This window comes from Curtobacterium sp. MMLR14_006, assembly GCF_001864985.1.
Classification (GTDB): domain Bacteria; phylum Actinomycetota; class Actinomycetes; order Actinomycetales; family Microbacteriaceae; genus Curtobacterium.
On record NZ_MJGU01000021.1, the window covers coordinates 91,200 to 109,383 of the forward strand.

Sequence of the window (18,184 nt, forward strand, 5' to 3'; positions counted from 1 at the left end):
CCGTCGTCCTGTGAGCAGGAACGGTCGGGTCCGCATGACGGACCCGACCATTCCTGCTCACCGAGCGTGGGTCGCGAACACGCAAGCGCGCGTCCGCAGGCGGAACGCGCGAGCGCGCGTCCGCCCCGCCGACGTTACGCCTGCTGCTCCGCGAGCTCGATCTCGGTGACCGCGAGCTCGGGGCCGTCGACGAACGACAGGTTCTCGATGCGCCCGACCGCCGCCAGGTCGACCGCCGCGCGCTCGATGAGCGCCCGCTCCTCGGCCGGTGCCGCGACCACAGCGCGCGTCACGGGCGTCTTCTGGGACGCCTTCGCCGCCGTCTTCGCGCCGCGGATCCCGATGAGCGCCTGCCCGACGGCGGCGAGCAGCCCCGTCGGCTCGGCCTGCGTGGGCAGCTCGGCCGTGGTCGGCCAGGAGGCCCGGTGCACGCTGGTGTCGTGGGTCCAGGCCCACACCTCCTCGGTCGCGTACGGCAGGAACGGCGCGAGCAGGCGGAGCAGCACGTCGATCGCACCGCGCAGGGCGAGCACGGCGCTCGCCTGCGTCTCGTGCGTCGCGTCGGCGGCGGTGCCGTAGGCGCGCTCCTTCACGAGCTCGAGGTAGTCGTCGCAGAACGTCCAGAAGAAGCGCTCGGTCACCTCGAGGGCGCGGGCGTGGTCGAAGCCCTCGAACGCCGCGGTGGCCTGCTCGACGACCGTGCCGAGCTCGGCGAGCATGTCGACGTCGAGCGCCTCGGTGACGCTGGTCGCGCCGGAGGCCAGCTCGAAGCCGTAGACGAACTTCGCGGCGTTGAGCACCTTGATCGCCAGGCGGCGGCCGACCTTGATCTGCTTCGGGTTCTGCGGGTCGAACGCTGCGTCGGTGCCGAGCTTCGACGAGGCGGCCCAGTAGCGGACCGCGTCGGCGCCGTGCTGCTCGAGGATGGACAGCGGCGTGACGACGTTGCCCTTCGACTTCGACATCTTCTTGCGGTCGGGGTCGACGATGAAGCCGGAGATGCTCGCGTGCTTCCACGGCACGACGTCCGCTTCCAGCTGGCTGCGGAGCACGGTGGTGAACAGCCAGGTGCGGATGATGTCCTGCGCCTGCGGGCGGACGTCGTACGGGTACACCATGTCGTACAGGGCCGGGTCGGTCTCCCACTTGCCCGCGAGCTGCGGGGTGAGCGACGACGTCGCCCAGGTGTCCATCACGTCGAGCTCGCCCTGGAACCCGCCGGCGACGCCGCGCTGGTCCTCGGAGTAGCCGGGCGCCGGCTCGGAGGCCGGGTCGACGGGCAGCTGCGCCTCGGTCGGCACGATCGGCTGGTCGAAGACCGGGTTGCCGTCGGCGTCGAGCGGGTACCAGACGGGCAGCGGCACACCGAAGAAGCGCTGGCGCGAGATGAGCCAGTCGCCGGACAGGCCGCCGACCCAGTTGTCGTACCGGACGCGCATGAAGTCCGGGTGGAACGCGATCTCCTCGCCGCGCTGGCGGAGCGTGCTCTTCAGCTGCTCGTCGCGGGCGCCGTTGACGATGTACCACTGACGGGTCGAGACGATCTCGAGGGGCTTGTCGCCCTTCTCGAAGAACTTCACCGGGTGGTTGATCGTCCTGACGTCGCCGATCAGCTCGCCGGACTCGGTCAGGGCGTCGACGACGACCTTCTTCGCCGAGAACACGGTCTTGCCGGCCATCTCGGCGTAGAGCGCCTTGCCCTGCTCGCTCTCGATCCACGTCGGCTCGTCGGAGCGCACGCGGCCGTCGAAGCCGATGATCGCGCGGTTCGGCAGCTGGAGCTCGCGCCACCACACCACGTCGGTGGTGTCACCGAAGGTGCAGACCATCGCGATGCCGGCGCCCTTGTCCTGCTGCGCCAGGTGGTGCGCGAGCACCGGGACCTCGACGTCGAACAGGGGGGAGCGCACGGTGGTGCCGAAGAGGTCCTGGAACCGCTCGTCGTCCGGGTGCGCGACGAGGGCGACGCAGGCGGCCAGCAGCTCGGGGCGGGTGGTCTGGATGACGACGTCGTCGCCGCCGTCGGTGCGGTGGAAGGCGATGCCGTGGTACGCGCCGGGCATCTCCTTGTCCTCGAGCTCGGCCTGCGCGACCGCGGTGCGGAACGTGACGTCCCACAGGGTCGGGGCGTCGGCCTGGTAGGCCTCGCCGCGCTCGAGGTTGCGCAGGAACGCGCGCTGGGCGCTCGCCCGCGAGGTGTCGTCGATCGTGCGGTAGGACTGCGTCCAGTCGACGGACAGGCCGAGCGTGCGGAACAGGTCCTCGAACTGCTGCTCGTCCTGCACGGTCAGGCGCTCGCACAGCTCGATGAAGTTGCGGCGCGAGATCGGCACCTGGTCGGCGGCCTTGGCGGACTTGCCCTCGCCGCCCTCGAACGGCGGCACGAAGGCGGCGTCGTACGGCAGCTGCGGGTCGCAGCGGACACCGTAGTAGTTCTGCACGCGGCGCTCGGTCGGCAGGCCGTTGTCGTCCCAGCCCATCGGGTAGAAGACGTGCTTGCCGCGCATGCGCTCGAACCGGGCCTTGAGGTCGGTGTGCGTGTACGAGAACACGTGCCCGATGTGCAGCGAACCGGAGGCGGTGGGCGGGGGTGTGTCGATCGACCAGACGTTGCTGCGGTCGCCGGCGGCGGAACGGTCGAAGCGGTACGTGCCGTCCTGCTCCCAGGTCGGTCCCCAGACCTGCTCCAGTCCGTCGACGCTCGGCTTCTCGGGCATGGGCTTGGTCATGGCTGCGCCTTCCGTTCGTGTGTGCGGCACCGAGTCCGTGATGAGGTGCCTGAGTGTCCGCGCGCGGTGCGCGGTGCCCCCAGGCTACCCGGTGCTGCGGGACCGGAAGCGGCACCCCGGATGCAGCATGGGGAATTCCCCCGGAAAGAATACGCAAATGCCGCAAGAATGCAATTGTTTGCACTCTTCGGGAATGCTCGTAACGTGCATTCCGTGAATGCATCCAGAAGGTTCTCGGCCGCCGTCGGCGCCGCGGCCGTCCTGCTCGCCGTGTCGGTCGTCGCGGGACCGGTGGGACCAGCGCAGGCCGCCGCGGCGCCACCCGGCTCGACCCGGTTCGGCATCGGCTCCGGCATCGACACGACGGCGGACGGCGCGCAGGTGCGCCTCGCAGCAGGCCTCGGCGTCGGGACCGCGCGGATCGACCTCTGGTGGACCGGGATCGAGAAGACCCCGGGCGACCTCGTGATGCCCGCTTCCTACCGGACGGCCGTGGACCGGCTCCGCTCGGCGGGGATCCGGCCGCTCATCGTGCTCGACTACGGCAACCCCCACCACGACGGCGGTGGTGGCCCGACCTCGTCCGCCGGCATCGCCGCGTTCGCCCGGTACGCGGGCTTCGTCGCCGCGACGTTCGGCCCGGACGTCGCCGGGTACGAGGTCTGGAACGAGTGGCCGAACACCGTCGCGCCGGGACTCCGCAGCGCGTCCCGCTACGTCGCCCTGACCCGGGCGGCGTCGGCGGCCGTGCACGCCGCGGCACCGGGGGCCGTGGTGGCGGGTCCGGCCATGAGCCTGCTCGGGGCCGACGGGCTGCACCCGTGGCTCCGGCAGTGGCTCGCCGCCGGTGGCCCGGCGACGGTGGACGCGGTCTCGGTCCACGCGTACAGCGGGACGCGACCGCCCGAGACGACCCTCGGGCCGGCGATGCGGGAGCTCCGGGCGGCCCTCGCGGCGCAGCACAGTCCCGTCCCCGTGTGGTGGACCGAGGGCGGATGGCAGGCCGGACCGCCGGGACGGGCGGGCACCGTCTCGACCGCCGTGCAGTCCGCCTGGCTGGTGCGCTGGGGAGCGATCGCCGCGCACCTCGGTGCCGTGCTCGTCGTGCCGTTCACCCTGGTCGACACCGTGTCGACCCCGACCGGGTACGGCCTGTACGGCTCGGCGGGTGGCGGCTGGACGGCGCGGCGCGCGGCCACCGCCTACGCGGTCCTCGTGCGCACCGTCGGTGACCGTCCGTTCGCGGCGGTCGAGCGGTCCGGGGCCGGCGGTGTCTGGGTCGTCCGCTACGGCTCCGGCCGGGACGTCGTCCGGGTGGCCTGGTCGACGTCGGGCGTCCGCACGGCGAGGGTCGGGGTGTCGAGCGGGACCTCGCTGGTCTCCGCGACCGGGGCGACGAGTCGCACGGTCGTGGTCCGCGGCGAGGCGGCCGTGCGGGTGCGGGCGGCGCCGGTGTTCCTGCGGTCCACTCGGTGAGACGTCGTCGCTGCCGACCGGTCGGCTACCACACCGACCTGACGGACACGCCGAGAGCCTGGTAGTCTGTCGGAGTTTGTCCGGTGGGCGCGGGTCCGCAGGTACTGCACCGTCGCCGTCCCACCGGACGCCCGAAGGACGCACCACACACCGGAGGAACCACTTGGCACCGAACGACGCACCCCACGCGCACGGCGATCGACCGCTGCGGACGAAGGGCGCTGCGAAGCGCGCTCGGCGCAAGCTGACCACGGACGACGTCACCGTCGTCGAGGAGTCCCTGCTCAAGCGTGCCGTGGCGGCAGCCGCCCTCGGCAACGCGATGGAGTGGTTCGACTTCGGCATCTTCGCCTACCTGACCGTCACCATCTCGCAGGTCTTCCTGCCGCAGGGCGACCCGGCGGCGAACATCGTCGCGACGTTCGGCTTCTTCGCCGCCGCGTTCATCGTCCGTCCGATCGGCGGTGCCGTGTTCGGCCCGATCGGCGACAAGATCGGCCGGCAGAAGGTCCTCGCGCTGACGATGATCCTGATGGCCGCCGGCACGCTCATGATCGGCCTCATCCCGTCGTACGACACGATCGGCTTCTGGGCCCCGGTCCTGCTGCTCGTCGCCCGCTTCGTGCAGGGCTTCTCGACCGGTGGTGAGTACGGCGGGGCGGCGACGTTCATCGCCGAGTACTCGCCGGACAAGCGCCGCGGCTTCATGGGCTCGTGGCTCGAGTTCGGCACCCTCGCCGGCTACGTGCTCGGCGCCTCGATCGTCACCGGCCTGCAGTTCGGCCTGTCCGAGGACGCCCTGCTCAGCTGGGGGTGGCGCATCCCGTTCATCATCGCCGGCCCGCTCGGCCTCATCGGGCTCTACCTGCGCCTCAAGCTCGAGGAGACCCCGGCCTTCCAGAAGCAGCAGGAGCAGGCCGCCGAGCGCGAGGGCCAGAAGACGCCGTTCCTCAAGCTGTTCGCCGAGAACTGGCGCTCGCTCCTCATCTGCATCGGGCTGGTCCTGGTCTTCAACGTGACCGACTACATGCTCCTGTCGTACATGCCGACCTACCTCGAGCAGAACCTCGGCCAGAACGCGACGTTCGGCCTCATCCTCATCGTCGTCGTGATGCTGCTCATGATGGTCGTCATCACCTTCGGCGGCCGGCTGTCCGACCGGTTCGGCCGCCGCCCGGTGCTCGCCGCCGGCTGCATCGGCTTCATCCTGCTGTCCTGGCCGGCGCTCAAGCTCGTCCAGACCGGGACGGGTGTCGGGGTCTTCTCCGGCCTGCTCATCCTCGGTGTCGTGCTCGTGACGTTCACCTCGACGATGCCCTCGACGCTGCCCGCGCTGTTCCCGACGATCATCCGCTACGGCGCACTGGCGATCGCGTTCAACGTCTCGGTCTCGCTCTTCGGTGGCACGACCCCGCTCGCCACCGCCGCGCTCATCAACGGCGCGAAGGACGCCGGCTTCGGCTGGGCCGAGGACATCCCGGCCTTCTACCTCATGCTCGCCGCCGTCATCGGCCTGGTCGCGGTGTACTTCACCAAGGAGACCGCGGCCACGCCGCTCATGGGCTCCGGCCCGACGGTCGGTTCCGAGGACGAGGTCGCCGGCGTGATCGAGGACTACAACGACCCGACCTCGGAGCTCGCGCAGTCCGACTGGGCGAAGGACTTCTCGACGAGCGAGATCCCGATCATCTCGGGTGACGCCGCGACGGGTGACGAGAAGGCACCCGCCGGCTCGTAGCCGCTGCCGCCCCGCCGGCCTGGAGGCACGGTGCGCGTCCGTCACGGACGTCGCGCCGTGCCTCCGGTCGTCTCCGGGCGGGTCGCCCCTGCCGGGGCGACGATCAGGCCGCCGGGCCGCTCGCGAGCCGGTCGGCGGCGCGGAGCAGGCCGGCGGTCACCGGGTGGCCCGGGTACTCGAGCACCGAGGCGGCCGGGCCGTGCTCGACGACCGCGCCCTCGTGCACGACGAGCACGTCGTCGGCGATCCGTCGGACCGCGCGCAGGTCGTGCGACACGAAGACCATCGCCACGCCGGTCTCGTCGCGGACCCGCTCCAACAGGGTGAGCACGGCGTCCTGCACGGTGGCGTCGAGCGCGGTCACCGGCTCGTCGAGCACGACCACCTCGGGGTCGGTCGCGAGCGCCCGGGCGATCGCGAGCCGCTGCCGCTGCCCGCCCGAGAGCGTCAGCGGTGACCGTGGGCGCAGCGCCGGGTCGAGGTCGACCTGCCGCAGGGCGTCGTCCACCCGCGCCGCGAGCGGACCGGTGGCGCGTCGGGCGGTGCCGCGCGAGAGCGCGTCGGCGAGCACGCGCTCCACCGACCAGCGCTCGTCGAACGTCGCTCCGGGGTCCTGCACGACGGCGGCGACCCGGTGGCGCCGTGGGCGGCGGTCTCGCTCGGCCAGGGGCACCCAGGCGCCCCCGTCGAGCTCGACGGTGCCGGCGTCCGGCGTCTCGAGGCCGAGCAGGACGCGCGCCAGGGTGGTCTTGCCCGAACCCGACGCCCCGATCACCCCGAGCACCCGCCCGCGGTCGAGGGCGAACGACACGTCGTCGAGCGCGCGGACACCGCCGAAGTCCCGCCGGAGCCCCCGCGCCGCGACGACCGCGGGCGCGTCCGCGTCCGCCGGGGACGCTCCGGCACGAGCGGCCGGGGCGAGGCCACGGCCGGCGGCACGCACCAACGCCCGCGTCGCCTCGTGTCGCGGCGCGTCGAACACCGCGGCGACGGGTCCCTGTTCGACGACCCGCCCCTCGTGCACGACGACGACGCGGTCCGCCCAGCCGGCGACGAGTCCGAGGTCGTGCGTGATGACGAGGAGGCCGGCGCCGCGCCGTTGGGCCGCGCGGAGCTGCTCCATGACGGTGACGGCCACGCCCGCGTCGAGGGCCGTCGTCGGCTCGTCGGCGACGACGAGCGACGGCGAGCCAACGGTCGCCGCGGCGATGAGCGCCCGCTGGCGCATCCCGCCGGACAGGGTCCCGGCGAGCCGGCCGTCGGTTGCGGTGTCCGGGTCGAGGCCCACCGCCGCCAGCGCGTCGCGCACCGCGTCCACGCGTTCGGCCGCACGCATCCCGGTGTGCAGCCGCAGGGTGTCGGCGACCTCGCGCCCGACGGGACGCAGCGGGTCCAACGCGCCCAGGGCCTCCTGGCCGACGTAGCCGACGCGTGCGCCGCGCACCTGTCGCCACCGCCGTTCGGAGAACGCACGCACGTCGAGCCCGGCCACGGTGAACGTGTCGGCCCGCACGGCGGAGCCCGCGGCCGACAGGCCGAGCGCCGCGCGTGCGGTCACGGTCTTGCCGGAACCCGATGCACCGACCAGCGCGACGCACTCGCCGGCGTCGACCCGCAGGTCCACGTCGGTGACGATCGGGGTGCCGGCGATCCGCACGCTCAGGCCGCTGATGTCCAGGACGGTCGTCATCGGGAGGCTCCTGTTCGTCGGATCGCCCGACCGAGGACCGTGACGGCGGTGGCGAGCACCACGATGGCGAGCCCGGGGAAGGTGCTCATCCACGGCGCGGTCTGCAGGTACGTGCGACCGTCGGCCAGCATCGCGCCCCACTCCGGCGCGGGGGGCGGCGTGCCGACGCCGAGGTAGCTGAGCGCCGACGCCCAGACCACCGCCTGGCCGACACCGAGCGTGCCGACGGCGACGACGGGCCAGAGCGCGGCGGGCAGGACGTGCCGGACGACGATCGCGGCGGGGGAGCGGCCGAGCAGCACGGCCGTCTCCACCACCTGCGAGGTGCGGGCGGTGCGGACCAGGCCGCGCACGATGCGGGCGTAGCCGGGCGCCGTGGCGGAGCCCACCGCCAGCACGGCGGGGACCGGACCGGGGCCGGTGACGGCGATGACCACCAGGGCGACGAGGAGCAGCGGCAGCGCGAAGGCGACCTCGGTCACCCGTCCGATCACGGCGTCGAGCAGGCGCCCGACCCGTCCGGCCCCCGCGCCGAGCCCCGCGACCACGCCGAGCACGAGTCCGACGCCGCCGCCGAGCAGCGTCGCGGCGACGCCGACCAGCAGGGACGCGCGGGTCCCCGCGACGACGCGCGCCAGCACGTCACGCCCGGACTCGTCGGTGCCGAAGGGGTGGGCGCCGCTCGGTGGCCGGAGCGCCTCGGCCGGGTGGACGGCCAGCGGGTCGCCCCCGCCGAGCAGCGCCGGCCACACGGCCGCGACGACCGCCACGAGCACGACGAGGGCCGCCGCGGTGCCCGACGGGTCGAGCGCCCGACGACGCCGGGAGCGCGCGGCGGTCGGCGTGCCCGGGTCGACGATGCCGCTCACCGGGCGCCCCTCGGGTCGACGGCCCGTTCGACCAGGTCCGCCACCGCGAGCACCACGACGTAGGCCGCTGCGGACACCATCGCGATGCCCGCGACGAGGGGCATGTCCCGCTGGGTCACGGCGGTGACGAGCGCACGGCCGATCCCGGGCAGGGCGAAGACCGACTCCACGACGACGGCGCCGGAGACGAGCGACCCGAAGGCCCACGCCGACAGGGCGATGCCGGGCAGGGCGGCGTGCCGGAGCAGGTGGCGCGCGAACAACCCGGTCCGGGTCTCGCCGCGGCTCCGGGCCGCGAGCGCGAAGGCGGACCGCTGCGCGTCCACGACGCCGTCACGGACCGTCTCGGCCAGGTACCCGGCCACCGGCACCGCGACGGTGACGACCGGCAGCACCCACCCGCGCACGCTGCCGTCGCTGACCGCCGGGACCCAGCCGAGCGTGCTCGCGAACACGACGATGAGCACGCTGCCGAGCCAGAAGTGCGGGACGACGCTCGCCGTGACGCTGATCGCCCCGGTCAGCGCCGCCGCGACCCGCCCGCGTTGCGTCGACCACCACGCGGCGGCGATCGCCAGCGCCCACGCGACGACGAGACCGGCGACGGCCAGGGTGAGGGTGACCGGCAGTTGCTGGCCGAGGAGCGTCGCGACCGGCGTCCGGAACGCGTACGAGTCGCCGAGCTGCAGGGTCGCCAGGCGGCCGAGGAACACCGTGTACTGCACCAGGACCGGCTGGTCGAGGCCGTACTCGCGGCGCACCCCGGCGACGGCCTCGGCCGAGGCCCGCGACCCGGGACCGCCCAGGATCGCGAGGGCGGGGTCTCCCGGGATGAGCCGGATCGCCACGAAGACGATCGTCGCGACGGCCCACAGCACACCGACGCCGCCGGCGAGCCGCCGGACGGCCCACCAGACCCACGGCATCCGCGTCAGCGGTCGATCCAGGCGGTGCCGAACCAGGGCGTGGACACCGGGGTGGTGGTGATGCCGTGCACGGCGGAGCGCACCAGGAAGTGGTTCTGCTGGTCGTACAGGGGCAGCACGGTGTCGCTGGCCAGGATCGCCTGCTGCGCCTGCTCGTACAGGTCCGCGCGCTCGTCGGCGTCCGACGTGCGGGCCGCCTGCTCGAGCAGCCGGTCGAGCGCCGGGTCGTCGAGCTGGGCGAGGTTCGCGAAGTAGCCGGACGGTGCGGGCTCGATGCTCGCGCTGTCGTACAGGATCCGCAGGACGTCGGGCCCGACCTTCGTGTACGGGGCGCTGACGACGTCGTACTCGTTCGCGGCCAGGGCGGCGTACCAGCTGGACAGGTCGAGCTCGTCGAGCACCACCTGGAAGCCGACGGCCTTCTCGGACGCCTGGATCTGCTGGAACAGGCTGCGCTCGGCCGGCACCGACTGGTTCGTCGAGACGGGGAAGGTCACGGTGAGCCGCTGACCGTCCTTCTCGCGGATGCCGTCCGGTCCGACCTTCCAGCCGGCGTCGTCGAGGAGCTGCTTCGCCGTCGACGGCGAGTACGCGAACCGGCTCTGCTCCGAGTACGCGAGCGGTTCGGCGCTCGACAGCACCGAGTACGAGCGCTTCGCGGTGCCGAGGAACAGCGACTGCAGACCGGGGTCGATCTCGGCGCCGGCGATGAACGCCCGCCGGACCGCGTCGTCCTGGAACACGCCGTGGCCGGAGTTCAGCTCGAGGCGGTTCGAGGCGCCGGGGCGCGGGGCGTCGAGGTCGCGGATCGCGCCCTTCGCCGACGCGGCCCTGAGCTGGTCGGGCTGGGCGTTGTCGATGACGTCGACCTGGCCGGACTGCAGTGCGGCGTAGCGCGACGTCGAATCCGGCAGGAACCGCCACGTGATGCCGGACAGGCGCGGCTTCGTCGCGCCCCAGTACTCGGTGTTCTTCGTCAGGGTGACGCGGTCGCCGTGCTTCCAGCCGGTGACCGCGAACGGGCCGGTGCCGACGGGGGACTCGCAGTTCGTCGCCTGCGCCCGTTCGAGCGCCTTCGGGGACTCCATGCCGACCCAGGGCTGCGAGAAGGACTCGAGCAGTGCGCTGTCCGGGCGGCTCAGCGTCAGCGTGACGGTGTGCTCGTCGGTCGCGGTGGCCTTCGTGATCGACTGCAGCGCCAGGTAGCCGGTGCTCGACGCGGTGTCCGGGTCCTGCACGTGCTCGATGTTCGCCACGACCGCCGCGGCGTCGAACGGGGTGCCGTCCGTGAAGGTGACGTCGTCGCGCAGGGTGAACGTCAGCGTCTTGCCGTCGTCGCTCGTCGTCCACTTCGTCGCGAGCTCCGGGGTGGGTTCGCCGTCCTCGAGGCCGACGAGCTCCTCGATGTACTGCGTCGCCAGGAGTGCCTGCGGGTAGTTGCCGCCGACGTGCGGGTCGAGGCAGGTCGGCTCGGCGTCGCCGGACGCGTACGTCAGCGTGCCGCCGTTCACCGGCGTGCTGCTCGTCGTGCTCGTGCCCGGACCGCTGCAGGCGGCGAGGGCGAGGACGACGACGGTGGCGCTCGCGACCGCGGCGAGGGTTTTCTGTACTGGGTCCAAGATCATGGCTGACCGAGTCTAGCGGTTTACTGGGGCCCATGGACGAACCGATCCGCCGCGGTGGGCGGCCCCGCCGGTCGAGCGCCGAGGTGCTCGCGGACGCCGCCGCCGAGCTGTTCCTCGAGCAGGGCTACGGACGCACCACGGTCGACCAGATCGCCGCCCGCGCCGGGGTCAGCCGCGCGACGTTCTTCAACTACTTCCCGGCGAAGGCCGACGTCATGTGGCTCGAGCTCGACGCCGCCGTCGCCGCCCTGCCGGGGTACCTGGCGGCCGCCACCGAGCCGAGCGCCGTCCGGGCCGTCGAGCAGGCGCTGCTCGCGGCCGCACGCGCCCACGACCCCGAGCGCGTGCCGTGGGCCGTCGCGCAGGCCGAGGTGATGGGGATCGGCTCCGAGCTCGTCGCCGGGGTCGCCGTCCGGGTGACCGCGCAGCACGCGGCCGTCGCCGCCTTCGTCGCCGGGCGCACGGGGGAGCGGCCGCGGTCGGCCTGGCCGCAGACCGTCTCCGGGGCGATGCTCGGGGCCGCAGCCGCGGCGTTCGGCGTCTGGGTCACGGACGGCGTGGCCCGACGACCGCTCGTCGAGTACGTCGGCGCTGCGCTCGCCCCCGTCGCCGACGGCCTCGACCGGGCCTGAGGACACGCGAGGGCAGTGCCGCGCGGGCGCCGTGCCGCTCGCCGCGCGGCCGTCCGGTCACTCGGGGCGGAGGGTCCCCGCTCCGCCCGCGGCGACGTCCTCGACGGTGCCGTCGCGCACGACCTCGGGCACCTCGTCGCTGGTCGGCACCAGGGACGCGTCGTCCGGCAGGCTCAGGGTGAGCACTGCCTCTTCCACGTACTGGCTGCCCTCGAGCGAGGCCTCGACCTCGCGCAGGCGCACCGCGACGCGGGACTCGTCCTCGTTGCCGGTCAGGTCGACGGCCGCGACGAGGTACACGCGGGACGGCCCGACGAACTCCAGGTGCAGGTAGGTCACCCGCTCGACCTGCTCCCGCGAGAGCAGTTCGACGAGCACCGCGTTCTCGAGCTCCGGCGACGTGCTCTCCCCGAGCAGGAAGCGGCGGTTGCGCTCGATGAGGACGATCGCCACGACGCCGAGGAGCAGGCCGATCGCGATCGAGCCGATCGCGTCGAAGACCGCGAGCCCGGTGACCTGGTGCAGGAACACCCCGAGGAAGGCCACGACGAGGCCGACGAGCGCCGCGGCGTCCTCGGCGAAGACCGCTCGGAGCGTGGGGTTCGAGGACTGCAGGACGTGCCGCAGCACCGGCACGCGGCGCTTCGTCGCCGCGCCCCGCGCCTGCCGGTACGCCTGCAGGAAGCTCGTCCCCTCGAGGCAGAACGCCAGGGCGAGCACGACGTAGTTGAGCAGGACGTCCTCGGCCGGGCCGGTCTCCCCGAACTCCGAGATGCCGTGGGAGATCGAGACGATCGCGCCGGCGGTGAACAGACCGAAGGCGGCGAACATCGACCAGATGTAGGTCTCGCGCCCGTACCCGAGCGGATGCGCGGTGTCCCGCTTCTTCCCGCCTCGTCGTTCGGCCACGAGCAGGAAGATCTCGTTCCCGGTGTCCGCCCACGAGTGCGCGGCCTCGGCGACCATCGAGGCCGATCCGGACAGGAGTGAGGCGATCGTCTTCGCGATCGCGACGAGCAGGTTCGCGCCGAACGCGATGAGGACGGTGAGCAAGGAGCCGGAGCTCTTCTGCTCCGAGGGATCGGGCATCGCTCCAGCATGCTCCCGTCCGCTAAACTCGTCCGCACAGGCGTCGATCCGGCCATCACCGGGGAGCCTCCGGCAGAACGCGGACCAGCAACGGGCCGTCAGTAGAGCCGGGCGGACCGGGCCGCACCAGCCCCGGCGACGAGCGGTCGACCGCAGCGCGAGCAGCGGTCGGCAAGCGAGGTGGTACCGCGGAGCACGCTCCGTCCTCGTGGAGAGCAACCGAACCCACAGGAGCTGCGCGTGGCCTACCCCCAGAACTCGTCCGCCGACGGCGTGACCCCGTCGCCGTCCTTCCCCGCCGTCGAGCGCGGGATCCTCGCCTTCTGGAAGGGCGACGACACCTTCCAGGCGTCGATCGACCAGCGCGAGGGCTGCCCGGAGTGGACCTTCTACGACGGCCCGCCCTTCGCCAACGGCCTGCCGCACTACGGGCACCTGCTGACCGGGTACGCGAAGGACGTCTTCCCGCGCTACCAGACGATGCGCGGCAAGCAGGTGCACCGCCGCTTCGGCTGGGACACCCACGGCCTGCCCGCCGAGCTCGAGGCGATGCGCCAGCTCGGCATCACCGAGAAGCACGAGATCGACGCCATGGGCATCGACGTCTTCAACGCCGCCGCCAAGAAGTCCGTGCTGCAGTACACCGACGAGTGGCAGGAGTACGTCACCCGTCAGGCGCGCTGGGTCGACTTCGAGGACGACTACAAGACCCTCGACGTCACCTTCATGGAGAGCGTGCTCTGGGCGTGGAAGCAGCTCTGGGACAAGGGCCTGGCGTACGAGGGCTTCCGCGTCCTGCCGTACTGCTGGAACGACCAGACGCCGCTGTCCAACCACGAGCTGCGCATGGACGACGACGTCTACACGATGCGCCAGGACCAGTCCGTCACCGTCTCGTTCCCGCTGCACGGCGACCGCGCTTCCGCGCTCGACCTGACCGGTGTGCGGGCGCTCGCCTGGACGACGACCCCCTGGACGCTGCCGACGAACGCCGCCCTCGCGGTCGGTCCGGACATCGCGTACGCGGTCCTGCCGGCCGGGCCGGGAGGCGCGGCTGACGGTGGCGAGACCGGTTCCGCCCAGACTGTGTCCACCAAGTACCTGCTCGCGTCCGACACCGTGGCCGCGCACGCGAAGGAGCTCGGCTACGCCTCGGGCGACGAGGCGCTCGCCGCCGTCGTGCGCACGCTGACGGGCGCCGAGCTCGACGGCGTCGAGTACGAGCGCCTCTTCGACTTCCTCGACGGCACCGAGGGGTACGAGAACGCGTGGAAGATCCTCGTCGCCGAGTACGTCGAGACCGGTGAGGGCACCGGCATCGTGCACCAGGCCCCTGCCTACGGTGCCGACGACCAGGAGGTCTGCGCCGCGGCCGGCATCCCCGTCGTGCTGTCCCTCGACGAGGGCGGTGTCTTCACCTCGCAGTTCGGCGAGGTGGCCGGCATGCTCTGGTCGGACGCGAACAAGCCGCTGACCAAGGCCGTCCGCGACGCCGGGCGACTGCTCCGCCAGGCGTCGTACGAGCACAGCTACCCGCACTGCTGGCGGTGCCGGAAGCCCCTCATCTACAAGGCCGTCTCGTCGTGGTTCGTCCGCGTCACCGAGCTCCGCGACCGCATGGGCCAGCTCAACCAGGACATCAACTGGGTGCCGGACAACGTCAAGGACGGCCAGTTCGGCAAGTGGGTCGGCAACGCCATCGACTGGTCGGTCTCGCGCAACCGCTACTTCGGCACGCCGATCCCGGTGTGGCAGTCCGACGACCCCGAGTACCCGCGCACCGACGTGTACGGCTCGCTCGAGGACATCGAGCGCGACTTCGGCCGCCTGCCGGTGAACGCCGAGGGCGAGGTCGACCTGCACCGCCCGTTCATCGACGACCTGACGCGGCCGAACCCCGACGACCCCACGGGGAACTCGACGATGCGACGGATCACCGACGTGTTCGACGTGTGGTTCGACTCCGGCTCGATGCCGTACGCGCAGGTGCACTACCCGTTCGAGAACCGCGAGTGGTTCGAGTCGCACAGCCCGGCCGACTTCATCGTCGAGTACATCGGGCAGACGCGCGGCTGGTTCTACGTCATGCACGTGCTCTCCACCGCGCTGTTCGACCGGCCTGCCTTCCGGAACGTCATCAGCCACGGCATCGTCCTCGGCTCCGACGGCCAGAAGATGTCGAAGAGCTTGCGGAACTACCCGGACGTGTCCGAGGTCTTCGACCGCGACGGCGCCGACGCCATGCGGTGGTTCCTGATGTCCTCGTCGGTGATCCGCGGCGGCAACCTCGTCGTCACCGAGGAAGGGATCCGCCAGGGCGTCCGCGAGTTCATGCTGCCGCTGTGGTCGACGTACTACTTCTTCACCCTGTACGCGAACGCCTCCGGGCCGGACGGATACCAGGCCACCCGCAGCACCGCGAGCACCGACGTGCTCGACCGGTACCTGCTCGCGAAGACCCGGGTGCTCGTCACCGACGTCCGGACGCACCTCGACGCGCTCGACACCCCGCTCGCGGCCCAGGCCGTCCGCGACTTCGCCGACGTGCTCACGAACTGGTACGTCCGCCGCTCGCGTGACAAGTTCTGGACCGGTGCCGACGCGGACGCCGGCGCCGAGACCCGTGCGGCGTTCGACACGCTGTACACCGTGCTCGAGACCCTGACCCGTGTCGCCGCGCCGCTCGCGCCGCTCGTCACCGAGGAGATCTGGAAGGGCCTGACCGGCGGGCGCAGTGTCCACCTGACGGACTTCCCGGACCCCGACGAGTTCCCGGCCGACGAGGCCCTCGTCGACGCGATGGACCGCGTGCGCGACGTCGCCTCGAAGGGGCTGGCGCTCCGCAAGGCCACCGGCAAGCGCGTCCGCCTGCCCCTCGCCACGCTCACCCTGGTGGTGCCGGACCCGGCGGCGGTCGAACCGTTCGCCGACATCCTGCGCGACGAGCTCAACGTCAAGCGCGTGGTGCTCGAGGCCCAGGCCGAGGAATCGCTGGCGCAGTACGGCATCGAGCGGAAGCTCACCGTGAACGCCCGTGTCGCCGGCCCCCGCATCGGCAAGCAGGTGCAGCAGGTGATCCCGGCCGCCAAGCAGGGCGACTGGACCGCGACCGACACCGGTGTGACCGTCGGTGGCGTCGACCTGGTCGAGGGCGAGTACTCGCTCGACCTCACCGTGGCCGACGCCTCGGTGGCCGTGGCGTTCCTCGACGAGGGCGGTTTCGTGGTGCTCGACACCGTGACGACGTCCGAGCTCGAGGCCGAGGGGCTCGCCCGTGACGTCGTCCGCGCCGTCCAGCAGGCCCGCCGCGACGCCGACCTCGACGTCAGCGACCGCATCGCCCTGACCCTGCGCGTGGACGAGGCCGCCGGTGGCCCGGTGCGCACCCACCAGGAGCTCATCGCCGGCGAGACCCTGGCGACGAGCGTCGAGATCGTGCCCCTCGGGGCGGACGACACCACCACCGACGTCGGTGACGGTGCGAAGGTGACCGTGGAGGTGTCACGCGCATGAGTGACGACGACCAGTACGACCAGCACGACCAGCACGACCGGTACGACGAGGACGGCATCCGGATCCCGGTCGGGCCGTCCGGTGACGCCCCGGTCGACGCACTGCCCTACGGCGGCGACGACGACGAGGTCCGCCGGGTCGAGGCCGCCCTGTACGCCCGGATCGGCGAGCAGTCGCCCGAGCACCGGCTCACCGCGACCCGTCGCGCCGTCGAGCTGCTCGGCGACCCGCACCTGGCGTACCCGGTGATCCACCTCACCGGGACGAACGGCAAGACGTCGACCGCGCGGATGACCGAGAGCATCATCCGGGCCCACGGCCTGCGCACCGGCCTCATGACGAGCCCGCACCTGGTGTCCATCCGGGAGCGCATCGTCATCGACGGCCAGCCGATCGCGGCCGACCGCTTCGTCGAGAACTGGGACGACATCGCCCCCGTCCTCGAGATGACCGACCAGGAGCTCACCGACAAGGGCGAGCTCCCGCTGACCTTCTTCGAGGCGCTCACGGTGCTCGCCCTGGCGTGCTTCGCCGAGGCGCCGGTCGACGTCGCCGTGGTCGAGGTCGGCATGGGCGGCGAGTGGGACTCCACGAACGTCGTGCAGAGCCAGGTGTCGGTGTTCACACCGATCGCCATCGACCACGCGAAGCAGCTCGGCGCCACCGTCGCCGAGATCGCCCGCACGAAGTCGGGCATCGTCAAGCCGTCGTCCGCCGTCGTCTCGAGTCGGCAGGTCCCCGAGGCCCTCGCCGAACTCGAGCGCGCCGCAGAGCTCACCGAGTCCACCCTGGCCGTCGAGGGCACGGGCTTCAGCGTCGTCGACGTCACCCCGGCCGTGGGCGGACAGCTCATCACCGTGCAGGGCACCGCCGGCCGCTACGACGACCTGTTCCTGCCGCTGTTCGGCCGGCACCAGGCCGAGAACGCCGCCGTGGCGATCGCGGCGGTCGAGTCGTTCCTCGGCCGCGGCGCGCAGGCCCTCGACGAGGACGTCCTGTCCGAGGGCCTCGCCGGCGCCACCAGCCCCGGCCGCCTGCAGCCGATCGCGACGGAGCCGACCGTGGTCGTCGACGCCGCACACAACCCGCACGGCGCGAAGGCCCTCGCCGAGGCGCTGCCGGTCGCGTTCCCGTCGGAGCACGTCGTCGGCGTCGTCGGGATCCTCGCCGACAAGGACGCCCGCGGGTTCGTCCGCGCGCTCAAGGACACCGTCGCGACCTTCGTCGTCACACAGCCGCCGGGGGAGCGTGCCCTCGACGCGGACGCCTTCGCCCGGGTGGTCGTCGACGAGGTCGGCGGCGACCGCGTGGTCGTCGAACCGACGCTCGCCGCGGCGCTGCAGGAAGCACGCGACCTGGCGGACGAGGCCGACGCCGACGACGCCCTCGTGCTCGTCGCGGGCTCCATCGTGATGGTGGGCGCGGTCATGGACCTCGTGCACCGGGAAGGCGGGACGAAGTGACGGACGCACCGCGGGCCTCCCGGCCGGGTCGGGCACCCCGGACCCGCAGGCCGCGTCGCGAACGCGGGGCGCGGGAGAGCCTGCTGTCGATCACGCTCGTGCTCGAGGCGATCATGTTCTTCTTCCCGACACTCGTCGTCTTCGGCAAGGGCACGCTGCCCCCGGCCGTGGCCTTCGGCGGCGGGGTCGCGGCGATCATCGTCCTCGCAGCTGCCTCACGCCTGACGGGCAACCGGGCCGGTGTAGTGTTCGGGTGGCTGCTGCAGGCGGCCATCCTCGCCACCGGGTTCATCGAGCCCTTCATGTTCGCGGTGGCCGTGGTGTTCCTGGCGCTGTGGGTGTTCTGCTTCGTCAAGGGCGGTCAGCTCGACCGGATGAACGCCGCGCGCCGGGCCGCTCTGGGCGAGGACTGACGACCACGTCGACCACGACCC

12 protein-coding genes are annotated in these 18,184 nt (G+C 72.5%); 6 read left to right on the top strand and 6 right to left on the bottom strand.

Annotated elements, in window-relative coordinates; translation table 11 throughout:
- Positions 1–134: 134 nt before the first annotated feature.
- Positions 135–2,729, bottom strand: a complete 2,595-nt coding sequence (gene valS, locus BIU94_RS08475; RefSeq protein WP_071257281.1) for a valine--tRNA ligase — start codon at positions 2,727–2,729, stop codon at positions 135–137.
- Between the two features lie 213 nt (positions 2,730–2,942).
- Here valS and BIU94_RS08480 point away from each other — a divergent pair, with 213 nt between their 5' ends.
- Positions 2,943–4,205 carry a glycosyl hydrolase gene (locus tag BIU94_RS08480; protein ID WP_139196358.1) on the top strand — a complete coding sequence of 421 codons (1,263 nt, stop codon included), beginning with the start codon at positions 2,943–2,945 and terminating at the stop codon, positions 4,203–4,205.
- 163 nt (positions 4,206–4,368) lie between these two features.
- Positions 4,369–5,943 carry a glycine betaine/L-proline transporter ProP gene (gene proP, locus BIU94_RS08485; RefSeq protein WP_254784791.1) on the top strand — a complete coding sequence of 525 codons (1,575 nt, stop codon included), beginning with the start codon at positions 4,369–4,371 and terminating at the stop codon, positions 5,941–5,943.
- A gap of 103 nt (positions 5,944–6,046) precedes the next feature.
- Here proP and BIU94_RS08490 read toward each other — a convergent pair whose 3' ends face one another.
- From BIU94_RS08490 to BIU94_RS08505, 4 genes are read right to left on the bottom strand one after another with little or no spacing between them, the layout of a single operon-like run.
- Positions 6,047–7,633 carry an ABC transporter ATP-binding protein gene (locus BIU94_RS08490; RefSeq protein ID WP_071257287.1) on the bottom strand — a complete coding sequence of 529 codons (1,587 nt, stop codon included), beginning with the start codon at positions 7,631–7,633 and terminating at the stop codon, positions 6,047–6,049.
- A complete protein-coding gene (locus BIU94_RS08495) occupies positions 7,630–8,502 on the bottom strand; it encodes an ABC transporter permease (protein ID WP_071257290.1) in 873 nt (290 codons plus the stop codon). Before BIU94_RS08495 ends, BIU94_RS08490 begins: the two co-directional genes overlap by 4 nt.
- Positions 8,499–9,428: an ABC transporter permease gene (locus BIU94_RS08500; RefSeq protein ID WP_071257293.1), complete on the bottom strand. Its 930-nt coding sequence runs from the start codon at positions 9,426–9,428 to the stop codon at positions 8,499–8,501. The genes BIU94_RS08495 and BIU94_RS08500 overlap by 4 nt, the downstream gene beginning before the upstream one ends.
- 5 nt (positions 9,429–9,433) lie before the next feature.
- Complete coding sequence (locus BIU94_RS08505; RefSeq protein ID WP_071257296.1) at positions 9,434–11,053, bottom strand: ABC transporter substrate-binding protein; 1,620 nt, start codon at positions 11,051–11,053, stop codon at positions 9,434–9,436.
- A gap of 32 nt (positions 11,054–11,085) precedes the next feature.
- Here BIU94_RS08505 and BIU94_RS17805 point away from each other — a divergent pair, with 32 nt between their 5' ends.
- The gene (locus BIU94_RS17805) at positions 11,086–11,685 is read left to right on the top strand and encodes a TetR family transcriptional regulator (protein ID WP_071257299.1); all 600 of its coding nucleotides are present in this window, start codon (positions 11,086–11,088) and stop codon (positions 11,683–11,685) included.
- Positions 11,686–11,742: 57 nt separating this feature from the next.
- On the opposite strand, the gene BIU94_RS08515 is transcribed toward BIU94_RS17805, so the two are convergent.
- Entirely contained in the window at positions 11,743–12,774 is a 1,032-nt protein-coding gene (locus tag BIU94_RS08515) for a cation diffusion facilitator family transporter (protein ID WP_071257303.1), read from the bottom strand.
- A 240-nt stretch (positions 12,775–13,014) separates the two neighbouring features.
- Here BIU94_RS08515 and ileS point away from each other — a divergent pair, with 240 nt between their 5' ends.
- The 3 genes from ileS to BIU94_RS08530 are packed head-to-tail and all read left to right on the top strand — an operon-like array spanning position 13,015 to position 18,163.
- Positions 13,015–16,287 (top strand): isoleucine--tRNA ligase, encoded by a 3,273-nt coding sequence (gene ileS / locus BIU94_RS08520; RefSeq protein WP_071257306.1) that lies wholly within the window; start codon positions 13,015–13,017, stop codon positions 16,285–16,287.
- On the top strand, positions 16,284–17,750 hold the full coding sequence (locus tag BIU94_RS08525; RefSeq protein WP_254784792.1) for a folylpolyglutamate synthase/dihydrofolate synthase family protein: 1,467 nt from the start codon (positions 16,284–16,286) through the stop codon (positions 17,748–17,750). The genes ileS and BIU94_RS08525 overlap by 4 nt, the downstream gene beginning before the upstream one ends.
- Positions 17,747–18,163, top strand: coding sequence for a DUF4233 domain-containing protein (locus BIU94_RS08530; RefSeq protein WP_071257309.1), 417 nt, complete (start codon positions 17,747–17,749; stop codon positions 18,161–18,163). The genes BIU94_RS08525 and BIU94_RS08530 overlap by 4 nt, the downstream gene beginning before the upstream one ends.
- Positions 18,164–18,184: the final 21 nt, after the last annotated feature.

Bases quoted from the DNA above. Each gene is read 5' to 3' on its own strand.
- valS (WP_071257281.1), bottom strand. From the start codon at position 2,729: ATGACCAAGCCCATGCCCGAGAAGCCGAGCGTCGACGGACTGGAGCAG.
- BIU94_RS08490 (WP_071257287.1), bottom strand. From the start codon at position 7,633: ATGACGACCGTCCTGGACATCAGCGGCCTGAGCGTGCGGATCGCCGGC.
- BIU94_RS08500 (WP_071257293.1), bottom strand. From the start codon at position 9,428: ATGCCGTGGGTCTGGTGGGCCGTCCGGCGGCTCGCCGGCGGCGTCGGT.
- BIU94_RS08505 (WP_071257296.1), bottom strand. From the start codon at position 11,053: ATGATCTTGGACCCAGTACAGAAAACCCTCGCCGCGGTCGCGAGCGCC.
- BIU94_RS17805 (WP_071257299.1), top strand. From the start codon at position 11,086: ATGGACGAACCGATCCGCCGCGGTGGGCGGCCCCGCCGGTCGAGCGCC.
- BIU94_RS08515 (WP_071257303.1), bottom strand. From the start codon at position 12,774: ATGCCCGATCCCTCGGAGCAGAAGAGCTCCGGCTCCTTGCTCACCGTC.
- BIU94_RS08525 (WP_254784792.1), top strand. From the start codon at position 16,284: ATGAGTGACGACGACCAGTACGACCAGCACGACCAGCACGACCGGTAC.